At 65.9% G+C, this 18,745-nt stretch carries 16 protein-coding genes and 1 tRNA gene; 11 read left to right on the forward strand and 6 right to left on the reverse strand.

Annotated elements, in window-relative coordinates:
- The first annotated feature begins 113 nt into the window (after positions 1-113).
- The 5 genes from SH602x_RS02380 (at position 114) to SH602x_RS02400 (ending at position 6,786) form a co-directional block, all read left to right on the forward strand.
- Positions 114-1,511, forward strand: a complete 1,398-nt coding sequence (locus tag SH602x_RS02380) for a hypothetical protein (protein WP_479475278.1) — start codon at positions 114-116, stop codon at positions 1,509-1,511.
- Positions 1,512-1,942: 431 nt separating this feature from the next.
- Positions 1,943-2,434 carry a YciE/YciF ferroxidase family protein gene (locus tag SH602x_RS02385; RefSeq protein ID WP_479470060.1) on the forward strand — a complete coding sequence of 164 codons (492 nt, stop codon included), beginning with the start codon at positions 1,943-1,945 and terminating at the stop codon, positions 2,432-2,434.
- A gap of 282 nt (positions 2,435-2,716) precedes the next feature.
- The gene (locus SH602x_RS02390; protein WP_479475279.1) at positions 2,717-3,433 is read left to right on the forward strand and encodes an SGNH/GDSL hydrolase family protein; all 717 of its coding nucleotides are present in this window, start codon (positions 2,717-2,719) and stop codon (positions 3,431-3,433) included.
- 184 nt (positions 3,434-3,617) lie between these two features.
- Positions 3,618-5,774, forward strand: coding sequence for a serine/threonine-protein kinase (locus SH602x_RS02395; RefSeq protein WP_479475280.1), 2,157 nt, complete (start codon positions 3,618-3,620; stop codon positions 5,772-5,774).
- 157 nt (positions 5,775-5,931) lie between these two features.
- On the forward strand, positions 5,932-6,786 hold the full coding sequence (locus SH602x_RS02400) for a ThuA domain-containing protein (protein ID WP_479475281.1): 855 nt from the start codon (positions 5,932-5,934) through the stop codon (positions 6,784-6,786).
- Between the two features lie 161 nt (positions 6,787-6,947).
- Here SH602x_RS02400 and SH602x_RS02405 read toward each other — a convergent pair whose 3' ends face one another.
- Positions 6,948-7,838 (reverse strand): DUF6690 family protein, encoded by an 891-nt coding sequence (locus SH602x_RS02405; protein ID WP_479475282.1) that lies wholly within the window; start codon positions 7,836-7,838, stop codon positions 6,948-6,950.
- A gap of 189 nt (positions 7,839-8,027) precedes the next feature.
- Here SH602x_RS02405 and SH602x_RS02410 point away from each other — a divergent pair, with 189 nt between their 5' ends.
- On the forward strand, positions 8,028-9,233 hold the full coding sequence (locus SH602x_RS02410) for a class I SAM-dependent methyltransferase (protein WP_479475283.1): 1,206 nt from the start codon (positions 8,028-8,030) through the stop codon (positions 9,231-9,233).
- A gap of 92 nt (positions 9,234-9,325) precedes the next feature.
- Here the strand turns inward: SH602x_RS02410 and hisG are convergent, their stop codons facing one another.
- Positions 9,326-10,180, reverse strand: a complete 855-nt coding sequence (gene hisG / locus SH602x_RS02415; protein ID WP_479475284.1) for an ATP phosphoribosyltransferase — start codon at positions 10,178-10,180, stop codon at positions 9,326-9,328.
- Positions 10,177-10,584 carry a phosphoribosyl-ATP diphosphatase gene (locus SH602x_RS02420; protein WP_479475285.1) on the reverse strand — a complete coding sequence of 136 codons (408 nt, stop codon included), beginning with the start codon at positions 10,582-10,584 and terminating at the stop codon, positions 10,177-10,179. The genes hisG and SH602x_RS02420 overlap by 4 nt, the downstream gene beginning before the upstream one ends.
- A gap of 253 nt (positions 10,585-10,837) precedes the next feature.
- On the opposite strand from SH602x_RS02420, the gene miaA reads away from it, so the two are divergent.
- The 4 genes from miaA to SH602x_RS02440 all read left to right on the forward strand — a co-directional run bounded on the left by miaA (position 10,838) and on the right by SH602x_RS02440 (position 14,052).
- A complete protein-coding gene (miaA, locus tag SH602x_RS02425; protein ID WP_479475286.1) occupies positions 10,838-11,812 on the forward strand; it encodes a tRNA (adenosine(37)-N6)-dimethylallyltransferase MiaA in 975 nt (324 codons plus the stop codon).
- Positions 11,813-11,928: 116 nt separating this feature from the next.
- Positions 11,929-12,822, forward strand: a complete 894-nt coding sequence (locus SH602x_RS02430; RefSeq protein ID WP_479475287.1) for an EboA domain-containing protein — start codon at positions 11,929-11,931, stop codon at positions 12,820-12,822.
- Between the two features lie 67 nt (positions 12,823-12,889).
- On the forward strand, positions 12,890-13,792 hold the full coding sequence (locus SH602x_RS02435; RefSeq protein WP_479475288.1) for a TatD family hydrolase: 903 nt from the start codon (positions 12,890-12,892) through the stop codon (positions 13,790-13,792).
- Between the two features lie 185 nt (positions 13,793-13,977).
- A tRNA-Pro gene (locus SH602x_RS02440) sits at positions 13,978-14,052 on the forward strand.
- Positions 14,053-14,176: 124 nt separating this feature from the next.
- Here SH602x_RS02440 and SH602x_RS02445 read toward each other — a convergent pair.
- Positions 14,177-15,634, reverse strand: a complete 1,458-nt coding sequence (locus SH602x_RS02445) for a hypothetical protein (RefSeq protein ID WP_479475289.1) — start codon at positions 15,632-15,634, stop codon at positions 14,177-14,179.
- Between the two features lie 34 nt (positions 15,635-15,668).
- Positions 15,669-16,832, reverse strand: a complete 1,164-nt coding sequence (locus tag SH602x_RS02450; protein WP_479475290.1) for a hypothetical protein — start codon at positions 16,830-16,832, stop codon at positions 15,669-15,671.
- 226 nt (positions 16,833-17,058) lie between these two features.
- On the opposite strand from SH602x_RS02450, the gene SH602x_RS02455 reads away from it, so the two are divergent.
- Positions 17,059-17,715: a tetratricopeptide repeat protein gene (locus tag SH602x_RS02455; RefSeq protein WP_479470045.1), complete on the forward strand. Its 657-nt coding sequence runs from the start codon at positions 17,059-17,061 to the stop codon at positions 17,713-17,715.
- 256 nt (positions 17,716-17,971) lie between these two features.
- Here the strand turns inward: SH602x_RS02455 and SH602x_RS02460 are convergent, their stop codons facing one another.
- A complete protein-coding gene (locus SH602x_RS02460; protein ID WP_479475291.1) occupies positions 17,972-18,430 on the reverse strand; it encodes a thioredoxin family protein in 459 nt (152 codons plus the stop codon).
- Positions 18,431-18,745 lie beyond the last annotated feature (315 nt).

Genomic DNA, 18,745 nt, shown 5'->3' on the forward strand with positions numbered 1-18,745 from the left:
GGTCTGTCGGGCCGTGGTTATCGTCAGAACCTGCGCATTTTGGGATCTGCAGCGGCTCGGGCGGAACGCCGAGTCCTTCCCCTCCGACCGAACTCGACGCCCGGGAACCCTGCATGAACGAACGCGGAACGATCCTCCGGGCGATCGCTTGGAACGATCTGTTCCCGTGGCTGCTCTTGCTGCGCACGTTTCGCCTGTCGATCAGCTTCACCGTCATGGCCTTGGCGACGCTCGGCACGCTGCTGACGCCGGTCGGCTGGTGGGCGGCGGAGGCTCTGTTCGTCAGCGACGAGATGCGGCAGGTCGGTTCGACCGACGGCCTGGTCTCCGGGTCGCTGAATGAATGGGCCGCGGATCGTCGCCAGATCGTCGACGGCGCCCAGGCGACGAACGTGCCGGACGCGTACCCCCTGCTCGTGGAGCGGCGTTGGTCGTTCGGCCAGGCGTGGGAGACTGCCTGGGAAGGACTGTCGCGGCCGTTTCTGCGGATCGCCGAACCGTTCCGGATGCTGCTGGTCACGAACGCCAATCCGGCGACCTACGCCTATTTCCTGATGGGCGGCCTCTGGACGCTGCTGGTCTGGAGCCTGTTCGGCTTCGCGATCTGTCGCCGGGCTGCGCTCTATCTCGGTCGCGAGGAGAAGATCGGCTTCGTCGAAAGCCTGACCTTCGCGGCCAGACGCCTGTTCGCGTCGTGGACCGCGCCGCTCTACCCGTTCCTGGGCATGATCCCGTTCGCGGTCGTGCTGTTCGCGGCGGGTCTGCTGATGCAGTCGGACTTGGGCGCCGCGATCGTCGGCGCGCTCTGGATCTTCGCACTCCTGGCGGGCCTGGCGGTGGCGCTGTTATTCCTCGGCTGGTTCTTCGGCTGGCCGCTGATGTGGCCGACCCTGGCGGCGGAAGGCTCCGACGCGTTCGACGCGCTCGGGCGATCCTACGCGTTCACGTTTCAGCGCCCGCTGCACTACTTCTTCTACATTTGCGTGGCTGCCGGGGTGGGGGCGTTCGCCTTTACGTTCGTGCAGTTCTTCGGCGACGCGGTCCTCTACCTGACGCATTACCTGGCGACGTGGGGGATGGGGATCGAGCGGGCGATGGAACTGGCGATGGCCAACGACCGGCCCGACGCGTCGGGGCCCCTCGCGTTCGCCGCGGACGCGATCCGCTTCTTCGATTCGGGCGTGCGGGTACTGCAGGAGGCGTTCCTGTACGCCTTTTTCTTCAGCGCGATGACCGCGATTTACCTGCTGCTGCGCAAGGACGTCGACCATACGGAACTCGACGATCTCTATATGGACGGCGACGTCGAACCGTACGACCTGCCGCCTCTCTCCAGCGACGCTCGCGGCGTCCCGCTTCCGCCCACGACGCGTCCGGCCGCCGACGCGGCGAAGGGAGACTCCTCCGCCCCCTCCGCGTCTGCCGGCACCGCTTCGTCAGCCAGTTCTGCGGTCGACGAGTATCCGTCCGACACCGAACCGCACCGCTCGTTTCCCGACGAGACGAACTAACCGATTGCTTGCGGAACGCCTTCGTGGCGTTCTGCAAGCCTCGCCAGGTTCGGAACAAGTTCCTCGCGGCTCGCGAGAGGGCGGCGAACCCGCCCCCTCGTCGTCGCATCCTGCGACGAACGCAAGCTGACTGCCGTTTGCAGCAGCCTGCTCCCGGCGCCGGAAAAGTTCCTGCGGCGTCGGACCGATCGCTCCGGCGGAAAAGCTGCCGGACCTTCCATCCTCCCGCTGTCGGCGGGGAGGTTCCGCGAAGGTGACGCGTGGCCGCTAGGACCCCGCTTTCCCGCAGTCATTCGCGGCTCGCCCGTCGTTCAGGCGGTTCTTGAGCGCCAGCATGCATTCCCCGGCATGGCGTTTGCGATTGTTCGTAACCGTTCGCGGCGGCGAAACGTTCAGCCGCCGGACGTGACTATCGAACGGAGGAAAAGACCATGGCTACCAAGCGCACGCTGGAAGACGCTTTCGTCGACGAACTGAAGGACGTCCTGAGCGCGGAAAAGCAGATCGTCGCCGCTCTTCCCAAAATGGTGAAAAAGGCGACTCATCCGAAGCTCAAGAAGGCCTTTCAGGATCACCTCGAAGAGACCAAGGTGCAGGTCCAGCGCCTGGAGAAGGTCTTCGAATCGCTCGGCAAGGCGCCCCGGTCCAAGAAGTGCGCCGCGATGGAAGGCATCCTGGAAGAGGGCAAGGAAATCCTGGAAGAAGATGCGGATCCCGAAGTGCACGACGCGATGCTGATCGCGGCCGCGCAGAAGGTGGAGCACTACGAAATCGCGACCTACGGCACGCTCTGCACCTGGGCCGAACTCATCGGTCAGAACGAGGCGTACGGTCTCCTTAAGGAAACGATGGCCGAAGAAGAGAACGCCGACAAGCTGCTCACGACGATCTCCGAGACGGTCAACCAGAAGGCGAACGTCTAAAGCGAGTCTCGCGAAACTGTAGCGGCCTGTGCGCCGGCTACGCGACGATACAGATCGCCGGGAACGCTACATGTGAGTGCGACACGCACTAGTTCGCTTTCGCGATCCGATCGCACGATCGATTCTTCAGGGACGGCGGCCTATCCCGGCTGTCGTCCCTTTTTCGTGTTCCCCCGCTCATGCCAGCAGCACGGTCCGTTTCGATTCTTCCGATGGGGGGGCTACAATGATCGGCGAAGGCGTCGCCTGCTCGTCCTGGTTCCCTCCTGCCGCTTGTCCGAAATGAACCCTTCGCTCACCCGACGCGCTGCGGTCGCCTGGATCGCGTCGACCGTCTGTTCGCTGGCGCTGTCGTCCGGCGTCGAAGTCTTCGCCGCGGAACCGGAGAGCCAGGAACCCGAACGCTGGCAGTCGGAGATCGATCGCATGGCTGCCGCGGACGCCAAGGATCCGCCCGCGAAGGGAGGCGTGCTGTTCCTGGGAAGTTCCAGCATTCGCCTGTGGAAGCTGGACCAGTCTTTCGCGGGCAAGGACTACCTCAACCGGGGCTTCGGCGGTTCGGAAATCTCCGACTCGCTGCGCCTGCTCGACACGCTCGTCTTCCCGCACGAGCCGCAGACGATCGTGTTCTACGCGGGCGATAACGACCTCGCGAAGGGGCAGTCGCCCGAGCGCGTCGCGGCGGACTTTCGCGAACTGAGCGAACGGATCGCTGAGCGACTGCCCGAGACCCGGATCCTGTATATCGCGGTCAAGCCGAGCCTGAAGCGCTGGTCGCTGATCGACCAGGTGCGTGCGACGAACGACGCCATCGCGAAGTATTGCGAGGCCACACCGCGTCGCACGTTCGTCGATATTGCCGCGCCGATGCTGGGCGAGGACGGTCTGCCGCAGGAGAAACTCTTCGTCGCCGACGGCCTGCACATGTCCCCCGCAGGATATGAGATCTGGACGAAGCTGGTCGCGGCGGAGTTGGAAGAGGGCGAAGCGAAGGAATAGGGTCGGCGCGTACCGACTTCCGTAGGGTGGGTCATTGACCCACCTTCTTTCTTGTCAGCCTTCCCGCCCACGTCGAACGGCGTCCTGACGCAACCACATGGTGGGTCAATGACCCACCATGCGAAGACTTCGATAACGCACGCTTACTTCTCGCTACCCGCATCACCAACGAATCGGCCCATCCATGAGCGAACGGTTCGGTCCCTACGAGGTCGTGCGGCTCCTCGGCAAGGGAGGGATGGGGTCGGTCTTCGAGGCCGTTCACGAAACGACCGGCGAACGGGCGGCGGTCAAGATTCTGAACCAGCAGTTCTCCGCCGACCCGCACTTTCGCGCCCGCTTCGAGAGCGAAATCGAAGCGATGAAGCAGGTCGTCCATCCGAACATCGTGCGGCTCTTCGCGTTCGGCGAACAGGACGGCGCGCTCTTCTACGTGATGGAGATGGTGCCGGGGGCGAGCCTCCAGGATCGCATCGTCCAGGGGAAGCGCTTCACGGCCTACGAGACCGCCAGGATTGGCGTCGGCATCTGCAACGCCCTGAGGATGGCGCATGATCGCGGGATCATTCACCGCGATCTGAAGCCGGCCAACGTGATGTGGGACGGCGCCGACGTCGTGAAGCTGACCGACTTCGGCATCGCGAAGCTCTTCGGCGGCTCCCAACTCACCGGCGAAGGGGGCATCATCGGTACGGTGGAGTACATGGCGCCCGAGCAGGCGGCGGGCAAGCCGGCGTCGGTGCGGTCCGACCTGTTCAGCCTGGGCTGCGTGCTGTTCGCGATGCTCTCGCGGAAAACGCCCTTCGTGGCGAAGACCATTCCCGAGATTCTGCACAACGTTCGCTACAAGGAAGCGCCCCTCATTTCGGATCTGGTGGACGAGGTTCCGCCGGCGCTGGAGAAGCTGATCGAGAAGCTGCTGAGCAAGGATCCGCAGAACCGCGTGCCGACCGCGCTGGCCGTCGGAAAACGGCTGGAAGAGATCCGCGCCGAACTCGAGCCCGACTCGCCCGCACCCGGAACGTCGGTCGGCGGACCTGCCGCGACCGGTCCGGCAGCGGGCGGCGCTTCTTCGCCGGGACATGCAGCCAGCGGCGCGTTCGACACGGATCTGCACCGGCGGGTGACGAAGCCCGAAATTCCGCCTCCACCCGCATCGAGGCCGGCCGATAAAACGGCGGGCGGCGCCGCTCCGGCGGGATCGTCCCAGACGGCAGCGGACGGCGCGACGGTCTTCGAGCCGAAGCGATCCGTCACGCGGCCTGCTGCTTCTTCGCCCGCGTCGCCCACGAACCCTGCTCCGCCCGTCAATACCGACGCGCCGACGCGAGCTTCCGCGAACGATGCGGCGATGGGCGCGACGGGAGAGTTCGCCCCGCCCCCGAAAGCTTCCTCCCCGGTCAGCGAGCGCGCGGCAGCGACCGGAGTCGGAGGCGCGACCTCCGAGTTCACGCGTCAGCCGACGCCGCGAGCGGGAGCCGCCGCCAAGGCCGACTCGCAATCCTTCGTATTGGGTCGGGGAACGAAAGTCGCCACCGGCCGAAGTCCCAAGCCGGGCGTCGCCGGCGACGCCGCGGAGGACGACGACGCCGCGTCGCGGTTCATGACCGTCGAGGAGGAACTCGCTCGGAAGCGGGCGGAAGAGCCGACGGCCTGGGACGCGACGAAGCGCTCGCTCCTGATCGCGGCGCCGCTGGCCCTGGCGTTCGTCGCGCTCCTCACGGGAATCATTCTCTTCGCCATGCCGGCGAGCGCGGACGATCTTTACAGCCGCATCATGCAGACGACGGGCGCTCTGGAGCCGGCGCAGTATGCCGCCGCGATTCCCGACATCGACGAGTTTCTGCGGCGCTTCCCCGACGATTCACGAGCGAGCGAAGTCGAAGGCCTGAAAGAAAGCTGGTCGGCGGCGAAGCAGCGGAAGAACGCCCTGCCGCTCGCGAGCGGCGACGTCCTCGCTCTTCGCCCGCCCGTACAGCGGTTCTATGAAGAGGCGCTGGCAGGCGTCGGCACGGATCCCGAGGGTTCGCTGAACCAGCTCGACGCGCTGTTGGCAGCGTTCGACGAGCGTTCGGTCGGCGAGGCGGGGAAGCCGTTTCTCGCGGATGCTCAGAAGCTTCGCGACGATCTGGCGGAAGCTCTCGACGCCCAGCGCGAACTGGAACGGGGCGTCCTGAAAACCCGCATCGCCGACGAGAAAAAGCGCCTGGAGACCAAGCAGGCGCCCGACGCCCGCGAAGCGCTCGCCAGTCTCGCCGCGCTCTACGCCGACGAACCCTGGGCGGCGGATCTCGTCGCGGAGGCGCGGGGTCTGGCGACTTCCGAGGCGAAGACGCCTTAGTATGCTGATAGAGCGTTCGCTCGACGCGATCGACATAACCTCTGAGCGGGGGGTGTGAACCCCCCGAGGCTGCGTCGAACGTCGCGGCAAAAACTCGGGGGGTTCACACCCCCCGCTCAGAGATTCCCCCTGCCTTTACCCCTCCCCGAGAATTCACATGCTCCTGAAGTACCTGGCGGCGGCTGCGCTGTTCGCGGCGACGCTCTTTCCCGCTCTCTCGTTCGCGGACGAGGCGCAGAAGCCGGTCCGGATCCTGATGCTGACGCAGAGCGCTGGCTTCAAGCACGGCGCGGTCACCCGGAAGGAGAACGCGCTCTCCCCGGCGGAACGCGTTCTGACGGAACTCGGCATCAAGAGCAACCTGTTCCGCGTCGACGCCACGCAGGACGCGGCCAAGGACTTCACCAAGGCCAACCTGCAGAACTACGACATCGTCTTCTTCTATACGACCGGCGACCTGCCGATCGCGAAGGAGGATCTGGACTACTTCTTCAACGAATGGCTGAAGCAGAAGGGGCACGGCTTCATCGGCGCCCACTCGGCGGCGGACACCTTCCATAACTACGAACCTTACTGGGACATGATCGGCGGCACGTTCAACGGCCATCCCTGGAACGCGGGCGAGAAGGTCGCGATCAGCGTTCACGATACGACGCATCCCGCGTCGAAGCCGTGGGGCGAAGCGTTCGAGATCACCGACGAGATCTACCAGTTCAAGAACTGGCAGCCGGAGAAGGTCCGCGTGCTGATGAGCCTGGACATGGCGAAGACGGCGCTGAAGAAGCCGTACCACGTCCCCGTGCTGTGGGTGAAGGAATACGGCGACGGCAAGGCCATGCACATGAGCCTGGGCCACCGCGAGGACGTCTGGGAGAACCCGACGTACCAGGAATCGCTCCTCGGCGGGATCAAGTGGGTCCTGAACATGGAACCCGGCGACGCCACGCCGAATCCCGAAGTCTCCGCCGAGCAGGAAGCCCTCGCCAAGCAGGCGACGGAAGCGGCGAAGTAGGGGCGCCCTCGCCGATCGCAATAGGACGAACGGCGAGCGGAGGGCGTCAGCCCTCCGAGTCTTCCCGTCGGTTTCTTGGTAGGGTGGGTCATTGACCCACCGTGGACCCGACGCCGATCGCAGGGAGAAGGTGGGTCAATGACCCACCCTACGAAGAGGCTCTACAAACTCCAGCGCTTCGCCTGGTGCGTTCGCTGAAGCAGAGCGGACGCCTGGGGACTGACTTGCATGTGGGAGCTGGGGCGGTTGATCTCCAGCGTCACGTAGTACTGCGTGCGGGGCGAATCGGCGCGGATCACCGGCGCCCGCGCGACGTGCAGGACGCTCGTCGGCATGCCGTTCCACTGGGCGATGTACATGCCCGCGTCGAGGCTCGCCTGCTTCTCCAGCTTGTACCCCTGCTCGCAATGGGCGATCAGTCTCGAGGCGTCGCCGGTGAAGCCCTGCAGCGAGATTCGCTGAAGCTGATCCTGTTCGTCGAAGTAGTACGTGATCGACCCGGCGAGGTCCGAGATGTCCGGACCCGTCACGACGGCGACCCGCATGCCGAGCAGAAAGTGCTCCGACTGGGTCGTCGTGACGCGAGACCAGTTCTGCGTGATCGAATCGGGGGTAAGATCGAAACGGATGACCTGGTCGAACGGCATCGGCCCGTCGCCGGGTCGCATCGGCGTGACGTACGCCGCGTTCATGCCGGTTCCGCCCGCGGTCGAAGCGAGAAGACCCGGCGATGTCGGATCGATTCCGCCGTACGCTTGGCCTTCGTGCGCTCCCGGTAGACTGGCGAGCTCGCCGGAGAGCGCGGCGGTCGTCGCGACGCGTCGATGCTGCAATTGGCCGGCGACGTCCGTCGGCCAGGGACGCGAATCGCCGAGCGTGACGGGACCGTAACCATTCGACGAATCGCCGGAGGAGACGGAGATCGCATCGCTCGACAGACCGGCCACCCGTTCGCGCACGGTCTGCATCGTCCCCTCGTCGAACAGGACGAAGGGGGCGCCGAGCGCCGAGGCGAGCGCCGGGATCATCCAGAGTCTTTTGCCGTCCGACATGGCGTCAACGCAATCGAGAGAGAAAGCCGTTCGTCTATCATCGGTCCGGTCCGCTCCGCGGTTCGGTCGATCGTTCCGGGACGGCGCCGGGCGAACGATTCTCCCTTCCGGCATATCGCGGTCGAATCCTTTCCGCGGCATGTCGCGCATGATCGGGCATCGCCGTTTCACCCATGGAACCGGAACTTCGTGAACGACCCCACCTCTGCCCCTTCGCTGGACGTCGACGGTTTTTCGCTCGCCGAGTGGAAGCAGTTCGCGAGCGCCGGTGTCTCGGGCGATGCGCGAAAGATCTCGCCGCGGGAGCGGGCCTTTCGGGACTGGCAGGCGCGTCTTCGCGACCGGGCGACGAAGAAGTTCCCGCACGCGGAGGACATGTTCTTCGCGGAGACCCTGTTGCAGCAGGCGTCGAGCCTGGCGATCGGTCGGTACAAGGCGAAGCGCCTCGCCGGCGTCGGTCCCGTGGCCGATCTCTGCTGCGGTCTGGGCGGAGATCTGATCGCTCTGGCGGAGGTCGGCGAAGTGATCGGCGTCGATCGGCATCCGGTCGCGGCCCTGCTCGCGCGGCAGAACCTCTCCGCGTTCGGGCTTCATGCGAACGTCGTCGAAAGCGACGTGGAATCGTTCGATCTGGAATCGGTCGCGGCGTGGCATGTCGATCCCGATCGGCGGACCGCGACGTCGCCTGAACGAAGCTCGCGGACGGTCCACCTGGAATCGTTTTCGCCCGACGTCGAGTGGCTGCGTGCGGCGCTCGGGCGTAGGCCCGATGCCTGCCTGAAACTGGCGCCCGCGACGCCGGTGCCGGACGATCTCGCCGCGCTGGGGACGCGGGAATGGATCGGCGCCGAGGGAGAGACCAAGCAGCAGCTACTCTGGACCGGACGCTTTCGCGAGGCGAACGTCGATCGGGCGGCGACGCTGCTCGATGACGCCGGCGAGCCGATCGCGCGGTTCGCCTCGAACGTCGGCGACGAGGAGACTTGCGAACTGGCGGACGGACCGGACGCTTTCGCCTACGAGCCGCACTCCGCGCTGCTGACCGCGGGACTGGCAGAGCGCTGGGCCGCGTCGCACGGCCTGTCGCGGGTCGCGTTCGGCGTCGAGTACTTCGTCGGCCCGGCGCCGATTGATTCCCCCTGGAGCGCCGTCTTCGCCGTCGAGGAAGAGCTTCCCTTCGATCGCCGCAAGCTGAAGGCTTGGCTGCGCGAGCGCAAGGTCGGCACGCTGGAAATCAAAGTCCGCCGCGCCCGCGTCGTGCCGGAAGAACTCCGCCGCGAATTGAAGGTTCCCGGCGACGAATCCCGGACGCTGCTCGTCTACGCCGAGCCGTCAGGGAAACATCGGGTGATCGTCGCGAAGCGAGGGGCGTCTCTTCCTGAGCGGGGGGTGTGAACCCCCCGAGGAATGGTCGGCGGACCTTCGCGGCGAACGACTCGGAGGGTTCACACCCTCCGCTCAGAGCAGGCGATCGCGACCGTCGGCCCCTACAGCCGGCAGTTCACGATGCTCGTTTCAAGGATGGCGGAGGCGCCGATCTGGTCGAGGCGTTCCATGGCCTCGATGACTTCGCCCTGGCGGACCATGGCGCGGACGGCGAACCAGCCCTGCTCGTCGAGCGCCGTGACGGTCGGCGAATTGAAGCCGGGCGTGATCTTCTTGGCCTCTTCCAGCTTGCCGGCCGGGACGTTGTATTCCAGCAGCGAATAGCTTCGCGCGATCACGACGCCTTCGATCCGACGGACCACGCGATCGGCCTGGGCCGTGTCGAAACAGCTCGGATTCTGCACGAGCACGGTCTGGTACGTGCCGATCTCCGACAGGATTCGCAGCCCGTTCGCAGCCAGCGTGCTGCCCGTTTCGACGAGGTCGACGATCGCGTCCGCGACGCCGAGCGAGATCATCGATTCGACCGAACCCGACAGGTGCACCAAGTGGACCTGGGCGCCGTGACGCGCGAGGTACTTCTCGGTCGTGTTCGGGAAGCTGGTCGCGACGCGCTTATTAGTCAGATCGCCCGGCGACTGCACGTCCGACTCTTCCGGCACGCAGACGGCCAGACGACATTGTCCGACGCCCAGTTCCAGGCGGGTCAGCACGTCGGCGCCCGACTCGGCCACCAGGTCGCTGCCGGTGAAGCCCATCTGCACCGCGCCTTCGGCGCAGAGGACGGGGATATCGTCGGCGCGGAGGAACGTGATTTCGATCGTCGAGTTCTTCACCCGCGCGAAGAGGGAGCGCTCCTGGCGACGAAAGCGGAAGCCGGCCTGCACCAGCAGATCGGCGCTCAGTTCCGACAGACGCCCCTTGCTCGGAATGGCGATGCGGAAGGGGTCGCTCATGCGGAGTCCTCGTTCGTGTTCGTTCGGGTTGCGGTGCGCGACGCCTTCTCTTCCAGTCCGGAGATGCCGAAGCGCCGGGCGAGTTCGGCCTCGACTTCTTCCAGCGGGACGTCGCGATGGGCGAGCAGGACGAAGAGGTGATAGACCACGTCCGCCGCCTCCCGCACCAGATGGAGGCGTCCCTCGTCGCCCGGTTCGCCTGCGGCCTCGACCGCTTCTGCCGCTTCCTCGGTGACCTTCGCGCCGATCTTCGGCACGCCGCCGGCGAAGAGCTTCGACGTATACGACTTCTCCGACGGGTTCTCCTTGCGTTCCCGGATGGTCCGCATCAACGCCGAAAGGACGCCGTTCGGAACGCCGGCGTCGGCGAAGCTCGATTCAGGTCGTCCCGTATCGGATTGCATGGGGGCCCGGGTTGCACAGAAGGACCGCCGGCGCGAACAATACGTCGCCCGCCGGTTTCCAGAGAGTCGGGTCGAACGGAGGCGAAAACGCGGGAAATACCCCCTTTCGCGGGCCGTCGCGACAGGTCGCTATCGTAACAGCCGGTCGACGATTGTCTATCGGACCCATTGTCTATCGGACCCAGGGGCGCCCCGCCGTTCCGAGGGCGACCGCTCAAGACGCTCTCCCCAACTTTCCGCTGTCGCCGTCCCAATGACTCCCATCGAACGCATCCCGGGCGTGCCTGAGACGACCGCTGACTGCTGGTTCGTCACCGGGCCGACGGCGGCGGGAAAAACGCGGGTGGGGCTCGCCCTGGCCCAGCGGATCGACGGAGAGATCCTGTCGCTCGATTCCATGGCCCTGTACCGCGGCATGGACATCGGGACAGCGAAGCCGACGGCGGAGCAACGGGCGCTCGTTCCGCATCACCTCTTGGACCTGGTCGATCCGACGGAAGAATTCAGCCTGGCCCAGTACCTGACGCACGCGGTCAGGGCCGTCGAAGCGATCCGCGCGCGGGGGAAGCAGCCGATCTTCGTCGGCGGCACCCCGCTCTACCTGAAGGCCCTGCTCCGCGGGGTCTTCGAGGGGCCGCCCGCCGATCGGGAGCTGCGCCAGGCGCTCGAGGCTGAGGCAGAGGAGTTCGGCTCGGAGGCGCTGCACGAACGGCTGGCGCTGGTGGATCCGCTCTCCGCGTCGAAGCTTCACCCCCACGATACCCGGCGGCTGGTCCGGGCGCTGGAGGTCTTTCGTGCGACCGGCCAGCCGATCAGCCACCTGCAGTTGCAGTTCGACGACGGGAAGCCCTCCGCGGACCGGCGCGCCTACTGGCTCGCGTGGGATCGCAGCGAACTCCACCGGCGGATCGAGGAACGGGTCGATCGGATGATCGAACAGGGCCTCGTGGAAGAGACCCGCGGACTGCTCGACCAGTTCGGCGAACTCAGCCGCACGGCGCTCCAGGCGGTCGGCTACCGCGAACTGATCGCCCATTTCCGCGACGGTTCGCCGCAGTCCGAAACGATCGAGACGATCAAGGTCAGAACGCGCCAGTTCGCCCGGCGCCAGGAAACGTGGTTTCGCAGCCTGAAGGAACTGCGGCGGATCGAGCTCTCCGCCGCGAAATCGCCCGACGCCATCGCCGACGAGATCGTGCAGTCGGCTGAATCTGAGCGGGGGGCGTGAACCCGCCGAGGTTTCCTGTGGCGACAGCCCTACGAAGCGACGCAGGCTCGGAGGGTTCACACCCTCCGCTCAGAGGCTCGTAGAATAGAGAACCCTTCCCTCCGAAACGCCTGCCGATGAACGCCCCGCCGGACGAAATCCGCCGCACGCTGGCCGAGTGGCTCGAATCCCGGCTGCAGCCGCCCGCACGCGACTGGCTGGCCCAGCGCAGGGATCTGATTCGCGAAGGCGACGCGAAGGCGCTCTATCTCGGCATCGGGCTGGTCGGTCGCAAGCTGCCGAAGGACGATCTCGCGTTGTCGCCGGACGAACTGCGCCGCGCCGCGGAGGTCCGCCAAGGCTGGGATCCGTCGCGGTGGTCGGTCGACCAGACGGCACGCCTGCTCCTGCTGTTCGAGGCGCCGCTGGCTGACGAGGCCGCTTGGACCGGCGCCCTCGATACGCTCTTCGCCGCCGCCGACGTGGGGGAGCAGGTCGCCCTGTATCAGGGCCTGCCGCTCTATCCCTTCCCGGAGGCGCATCGGTTCCGGGCGACCGACGGACTGCGCACGAACATTAAAGGCGTTTTCGAGGGCGTAGCCCATCGCAATCCGTACATGGCCGAGCAGGCGAGCGAGGCGAGCTGGAACCAGATGGTTCTGAAGACGCTGTTCATCGGCTCCACGCTGCGACCGATCGTGGGCCTCGACCAGCGAGCGAACGCGACGCTCGCGCAGATGCTGATCGAATACGCCCACGAGCGCTGGGCGGCGGGTCGCCAGGTGACGCCCGAACTCTGGCGCTGCGTGGGGCCGTTCCTGAACCATGGTCACGCAGCGGAGATGGAACGTGTCCTTTCCAGCGCCGACGTCAACGAGCGGACCGCCGGCGCTCTCGCCCTCGCCGCGGCGCCTGCTGACGTACTCCTTCCGACGCGCGAAAAATTCGCGGCGGAACTGAACCGAGTCAGCATGGCCGGCCTGGAATGGGACTCCCTGGCGCTCGAACCGATCGTGCCGGCGACAAGCTGACGACCCGATCGCGCCGGCGAAGAACTGAAGTCGACGACTTTCAACGAACCATCGAACGAGCCAGACGATGCGCATTCTCGATCCGCACGCTCACATGACTTCGCGGACGACCGACGACTACGAGGCGATGGCCGCGCAGGGGATCGTCGCGCTGATCGAGCCGGCGTTCTGGCTCGGTCAGCCGCGGACCAACGTCGGATCGTTCCAGGACTACTTCAGCAGCCTGGTCGGCTTCGAACGTTTTCGCGCGGCCCAGTTCGGCATCCGCCACTACTGCGCGATCGGCTTGAATTCCAAGGAAGCCAACAACGAGGGCCTCGCCAAGGACGTGCTGGAGATCCTGCCGCTCTATCTGGCGAAGGAGGGCGTCGTCGCGGTGGGGGAGATCGGCTACGACGACCAGACCCCGGCAGAAGAGCACGCGTTCCGCGAGCAGCTCGCGATGGCGCTGGACGTCGACCTGCCGGTGATGGTCCACACGCCCCATCGCAACAAGCATCGGGGGACGCTCAGGAGCATGGACCTGTGCGAGGAGGTCGGCGTGGCGCCCCACCTGGTGGTGATCGATCACAACAACGAAGAGACCGTGAAGGACGTCCTCGACCGGGGCTTCTGGGCCGCCTTCACGATCTATCCCAAGACCAAGATGGGGAACGAGCGGATGGTCGAAATCGTCCGCAAATACGGCAGCGAGCGGGTGATCGTCGACTCGGCCTGCGACTGGGGCGTCTCCGACCCGCTGGCCGTGCCCAAGACCGCCCGACTGATGCTGGAACGAGGGATCGCCGAGGAGGACGTCCTGAAGGTTTGCTACTCCAACGCCCTCGCCGCGTACGGCCAGAGCGCCGCGATGCGGGAGGACGACTGGCTAAAGCCCGCCCCCATCGATCAGCGGACGCTGTTCGAAGGAAGCTCCGTCCTCCGCGGCGGCCAGGCTCCCCGGGTAGAATCGGGCGAAGTGATCGACTGAGTTTTCGACCGCTTCTTCCGCGAGAATGCGGATCCCCGATCCGGGCGGCGCCACGTCGAATCGAACAGACGAAGCGGCGAACCTGCCCCGCCCTTTCCCGGTCCCTGTTTCAGAGTTCCCAGACGTCGCGAGCGGCATTGACCGTGCGGCGGCGCGCTCGTATCTTTAACCCTTCGCAATCGCACCGGGGTGTAGCTCAGCCTGGCTAGAGCGCTACGTTCGGGACGTAGAAGTCGCAGGTTCGAATCCTGTCACCCCGACTTGGACGTAAAGTCCATTCCGAAAAGCAGTAAGGGCGACGGCCGGCAGGCCGCCGCCCTTCTGTTTTGGACGCCGTCATACCTTCGGCGATACCTTGGGTGCGACGATCGGTACGAGAGCCCGTTAGTCCCCTGCTTCTTCCAGCGCTTTCGCTTCCGCTTCGGAAACGTAAGGCTCGCCCAAGACCTGGCTCGCGAAGCCGGTCTCGAACGTTCGCATCTCCGGAATGTTCTCCGGTCGGAAGTGGGCGACGGAGTGGATGATCGCCTGCTCGCCCCGGACCTCGTATCGCAGCGGGCGATCGTCGACCGGATCGAGCGGAACGGCTGCCAGGTACTTCGGGACGAGGGCCGCCAGCGTCGGCGGCCACTCGCCCTGTTCCTGTCGATAGCGTTCGCAGGCGCAGCAGGCCTCGGCCACGCGTGCCTCCGCCTGGACGCGGATGCCGGCGTTGACTACGGCGCCGAATGCAAGCTGAACGTCGAGCGTGACTCCGTATCGCAGCTTGTCGAGCTGCGAATTCTGCAGTTCTGCCAGGCGCGTCTCGACCGTCCGGGCGGCACGATCGGCGGCTGGAAAGCCCTCGGCGGCGCCTTCTAGAAACTCGCGATGCAGCGTGAGATGCATCGCCTGGTCTTCGCCTCGCAACGGATAACGTCGGAGATCGTCTTGCAGTCCGACACTGCTCGGCGTCTCCGTATTGAAGTGCATCAGGCCTTGGTGTTGATGGCCCTGTACAGCGCGCGGCATCTGCTTATGGAAGTCCTGCCGCGCGAACGCGAGTTGGAGACGCTGCAGGTCCTCCGGCGGAAAGTCCGCTCGATCGATGAGCTCCATCGCCAGATCGACGTCGACGCCGAAGATCGCGAGCCGAATCAGATAACAGATTACGTCCGGAGCCTCGGACAGCGTCTCGCTCGCCGCGACCAGCGTGAGCAGACTGTCGGTCGCCCGAGTCATCTCGCCGCGCGACGCATGAACCTGCGTTTCGAGCGAGAGGAGGTTCGCGAGCGTTCGCAGCTCCTGGATGTTCGTCAGGTCGCCGTCGAATCCCTTCTGGAAATCGAGCGGGAACCGAACGTCCCTCGCCGAATCGCGCGCGGCATGCGCCTGCTTTAGAGCGTTTGCGGCCGTGTCGGCGAGGAACGGTTTGACGCGTGCGAGCGTCGCTTCGTCGTACAGGCCGCGCTTGTCAAAAGTCGGCGCCGCTTGCGGGATACCGAGGATCGGCATGTTCCGGGCCTGCGGATGCTCGCCGACGGTCCCCACTGCCTCGACCACAGCCAACCAGCGAGCCGTGGCCGCCTCCGTTGCCTTAGTCTGGCCGTAGAAGGCTTGCATCTCGGCGGGAGTCACCGGGTCGCCCGCGTCTCGCGCCCGGCGAATCGCCTCCTCCGCGGCCTGCCTGTCGGCGACGACGAGAACGGCGCCGACCGCCGCGAGAATCACGAGCGGCAGCACGAGCAGGAGCCCGACCCAGACGAGGCAACCCCAGCGCGCGCGACGCTTCGCCGTTCGCTCCTGGCTCTCCCGCGCCGCTTCCGCTGCGAGCTGATCGCTATCGGGTTCTTCGTTCGTCATTTCGTTCGCCGAAGCCGCCGGCGCCCCATGCCGGTCACGGCGCTTCCCGCTCGCTCAAGATCAACTTCGTGCCTTCGATCTGAAACTCGACGCCGACGGGGTGGAGGGTCTGGCGGAGGAGGTCGTCGCGTTCGACTTCGACGGCGTCGAGCGTGACGCGGGACTTGAGGCGCTCGATCAGGTCCTGCGGGAACTGGACCTCCAGGCCGAGCTGCTCCGCCATCTTCTTCACCACGCTGCCGGCCATCTCGTTCTGCACGCGAAGGGTGTACCGCTTCTCGCCGGGTCCTGCCGCGGGGATCGTGCGGGGCGTTTTGTCGCCGGTCGCCAGTCGCGACACGCGGACGAGCTCGGCCCACGGTCCCTGGGCGTACAGAATGCCGTCAGTGCGTTCGAACTTGACCTGCGGGAACCGCTCCGCCCAGGTCGTCGGCGCGATCGAGGCGGCCAGGCGTCCGTTGATGGCGGTCAGGCCCTCGTCGTTGCCGTCCATGGAGCCGATCTCGATCGCCGTGCCGCTGTTCCGCCAGGCGAACGTCTTGTCGAACGGCGCGAGAACCAGCGAAAGCTGCGTCGCGGCGTCGGCGTCGGGCAGCGCGGCCCCCGGCCAGAGATCCTGCGGGATCTGGTCGAGGCCCTGAATCTCCAGTTCGAACGCGGCGCCGATCTGTTCCAGGATCGCCCGGGGTTCGGACGCCGGCTCCCACCCGAACGGCTTCTTTTCGGCGAGCCGCTTCGGGCGGGTTCCCGGCGCCTTGGTCGCTTCCGCCCGGCGAAGCTCGGAATAGGCCTCCACCCGCTCGGCGACCTTCGGCAGGCCGACGTACAGGACGTCGCCGCAGCGGCCCGTCGCCGCTTTCTCGGGCGCCAGATGGCGTCCGATCGCTGCTTCGAGGGGCTCTCCCGTCGTCCGCCAGGCCCGTTCGACGCTCGGATCGAGCCGGCGATCGAGCCAGATGGCAACGCCCGTCGACTCGGAAGTCCGCACCAGCGCCTCCCGCCGCGTGAGCCCCTCGCGCAGGAACTCCTGCGGCTGGGACAGTTTCTGGCGAAACGCCTCGCCCGTCGCATATTCGGTCGCCTGCGGCGTGGCCCAGAGCGGGAACTCGGCCGCCCGAGCGCCGGAGTCGACGCCCAGAAGAAGCGCAAGGGCGAGCCCGGTCCGAAGCGAGAGGGAGTTGGCCGGATGCTTGATCAACGCTTGTTCCCCTGCGCTAGCCCTTTTCGTGACAGCGCTTGCGCCTTCGCTACGACGCTCCGTCCGTTACGAATTCCCCAGACGGAAATGGGCGAAAAACGTTCAAGAAACCTGTCGCTTTTTCGCAACATGCCGGGAGGCCGCTCGTTGTTCGCGGGGGGGCGCCTAACTAAACTCACGAGACGTTACGACGATGATTCATCGATCGAGAAAGCGCTTGCCCGCCATGTCCCGCCCCAGCCGACGTCCAGCGCTCGATCGTATTTACGAGAGCTATCTGAAGCACGAGCGAACGGCTCGCTTCATCGGCGACGTTTCGAACCATTATACGACGGCCACCATCGCCCGCCTGTTGCAGACGGGCGATCGGATGACGCGTCGGGCCGCGGCGCTGGCGCTGGGGTTCCTGGGTTCGGAAGAGGTCAACCACGCGCTCGGCATGGCCCTGCATGACGAAGACCGCGGGGTCCGCTTCCTGGCCGAGAACGCCCTTCGCGAAGCCTGGCTCCGCGTCGGCACCGAGGACCAGCGTCGCCGCCTGCGGGTGGTGATCCGCTACTGCCAGTCGGGCCGCTATCACGAGGCGATCGACGAAGCGACGAAGCTCTGCGAAGAGGCGCCGAAGAACGCCGAGGTCTGGAACCAGCGGGCGATCGCCTGGTACCAGCTCAAGGAATACAAGAAGTCGGCCCACGACTGCATGCAGGCCCTGGAGCGGAACCCGTACCACTTCGGCGCCGCGGTCGGTCTGGCCCATTGCTGCCTGGAACTGAACGACGGCTTCGCGGCCATCGATCATCTGCGCCGGGCCGTGAGCCTGAACCCGAACATGGACGGCGTGCAGGCCCAGCTCGAGTTCCTGGAACGCTCGCTCGAGTCGTAAGAAGACTCGTCAGCTCAACGAATCATGCTTGGCAAGCGGGGGGCGGAAGTCCCCCGTGTCTCATTTGCGATCTGAGATTTCGTAGGTCAGGCATTGCCTGACGGCTACTTCAGACCGTTCGACGCGATCGAATCCGCTCGCTTGTGAAGTAGCGCGGCCACGATGCCGACCGGCGATCTGCCGTCGTCAGGCAATGCCTGACCTACAGGAACTCGCTCGTAACGAGTTCTCCGCGTCTCGAAGCGAATGCCGTCGTCTACTCCAGATGCGGCTGCACCGCCTGGTAGATCTCTTCGGGCGAGTGGACGCCGACCATGCGATCGACGACCTGGCCTTCCTTGTAGATGATCAGCGTCGGAATCGCGCTGACCTCGTAGGCCGCGGGGATCGAAGGCTCTTCGTCGACGTCGACGACCACGAAGCTCGCGACGTCGCCGTACTGACGCTTCGCATCGGCGAACAGGGGTTTCTGGTCCTGGCAGGGAGGACACCAGGTCGCGTAGAAGTCGACGACCGTCGGCTTGGGCGACGAGATCGTGGCGACGAACTCCTCGGGCAGCGTGCTGAGATCGACGGAACTCGCCTCAGTCGTCGTGCTTCCGCCCCGCTCCGCCTGCCGCACGTTGCATCCGGCGATGCCGCCGACGTAAATCGCACCGGCGGCGAGGAGGCTCGTTCCCGCAATGAGTCGGGTCCACGAGAAGCGAGCTTTCATCACGAGAGCCTTTCGAGAGCGGGAGTCGAACGGTGATCGTGCATTCTACGCGTCGTCGATCGGTCGCGCGCGGTTTCCGAGCGGGAGGCGTCAGCCCGTTTCGGTAGGTCAGGCATCGCCTGACGGCTACCTCGAGTCAGGACGCACTTCGCGATCGTTCATCTTTCCGACGAACGAACGCAGGTTCGAGCAGTCTTAATCGCGTGTGTGCCATGCCCACATCGCGTCAGCAGGGTGGGCATGTAAGGTTCGGCCGGCCCTGAAGCATGCCCACCCTTCCTTCGGAGAGGTGGGCATGGCACACAGAACCGTTGA

The organism is Lignipirellula cremea, assembly GCF_056501455.1.

Bases quoted from the DNA above. Each gene is read 5' to 3' on its own strand.
- SH602x_RS02460 (WP_479475291.1), bottom strand. From the start codon at position 18,430: ATGAAAGCTCGCTTCTCGTGGACCCGACTCATTGCGGGAACGAGCCTC.
- SH602x_RS02400 (WP_479475281.1), top strand. From the start codon at position 5,932: ATGCTCCTGAAGTACCTGGCGGCGGCTGCGCTGTTCGCGGCGACGCTC.
- SH602x_RS02405 (WP_479475282.1), bottom strand. From the start codon at position 7,838: ATGTCGGACGGCAAAAGACTCTGGATGATCCCGGCGCTCGCCTCGGCG.
- SH602x_RS02420 (WP_479475285.1), bottom strand. From the start codon at position 10,584: ATGCAATCCGATACGGGACGACCTGAATCGAGCTTCGCCGACGCCGGC.
- SH602x_RS02445 (WP_479475289.1), bottom strand. From the start codon at position 15,634: ATGACGAACGAAGAACCCGATAGCGATCAGCTCGCAGCGGAAGCGGCG.
- hisG (WP_479475284.1), bottom strand. From the start codon at position 10,180: ATGAGCGACCCCTTCCGCATCGCCATTCCGAGCAAGGGGCGTCTGTCG.
- SH602x_RS02395 (WP_479475280.1), top strand. From the start codon at position 3,618: ATGAGCGAACGGTTCGGTCCCTACGAGGTCGTGCGGCTCCTCGGCAAG.
- SH602x_RS02430 (WP_479475287.1), top strand. From the start codon at position 11,929: ATGAACGCCCCGCCGGACGAAATCCGCCGCACGCTGGCCGAGTGGCTC.
- SH602x_RS02385 (WP_479470060.1), top strand. From the start codon at position 1,943: ATGGCTACCAAGCGCACGCTGGAAGACGCTTTCGTCGACGAACTGAAG.
- SH602x_RS02455 (WP_479470045.1), top strand. From the start codon at position 17,059: ATGTCCCGCCCCAGCCGACGTCCAGCGCTCGATCGTATTTACGAGAGC.
- SH602x_RS02390 (WP_479475279.1), top strand. From the start codon at position 2,717: ATGAACCCTTCGCTCACCCGACGCGCTGCGGTCGCCTGGATCGCGTCG.
- miaA (WP_479475286.1), top strand. From the start codon at position 10,838: ATGACTCCCATCGAACGCATCCCGGGCGTGCCTGAGACGACCGCTGAC.
- SH602x_RS02380 (WP_479475278.1), top strand. From the start codon at position 114: ATGAACGAACGCGGAACGATCCTCCGGGCGATCGCTTGGAACGATCTG.
- SH602x_RS02435 (WP_479475288.1), top strand. From the start codon at position 12,890: ATGCGCATTCTCGATCCGCACGCTCACATGACTTCGCGGACGACCGAC.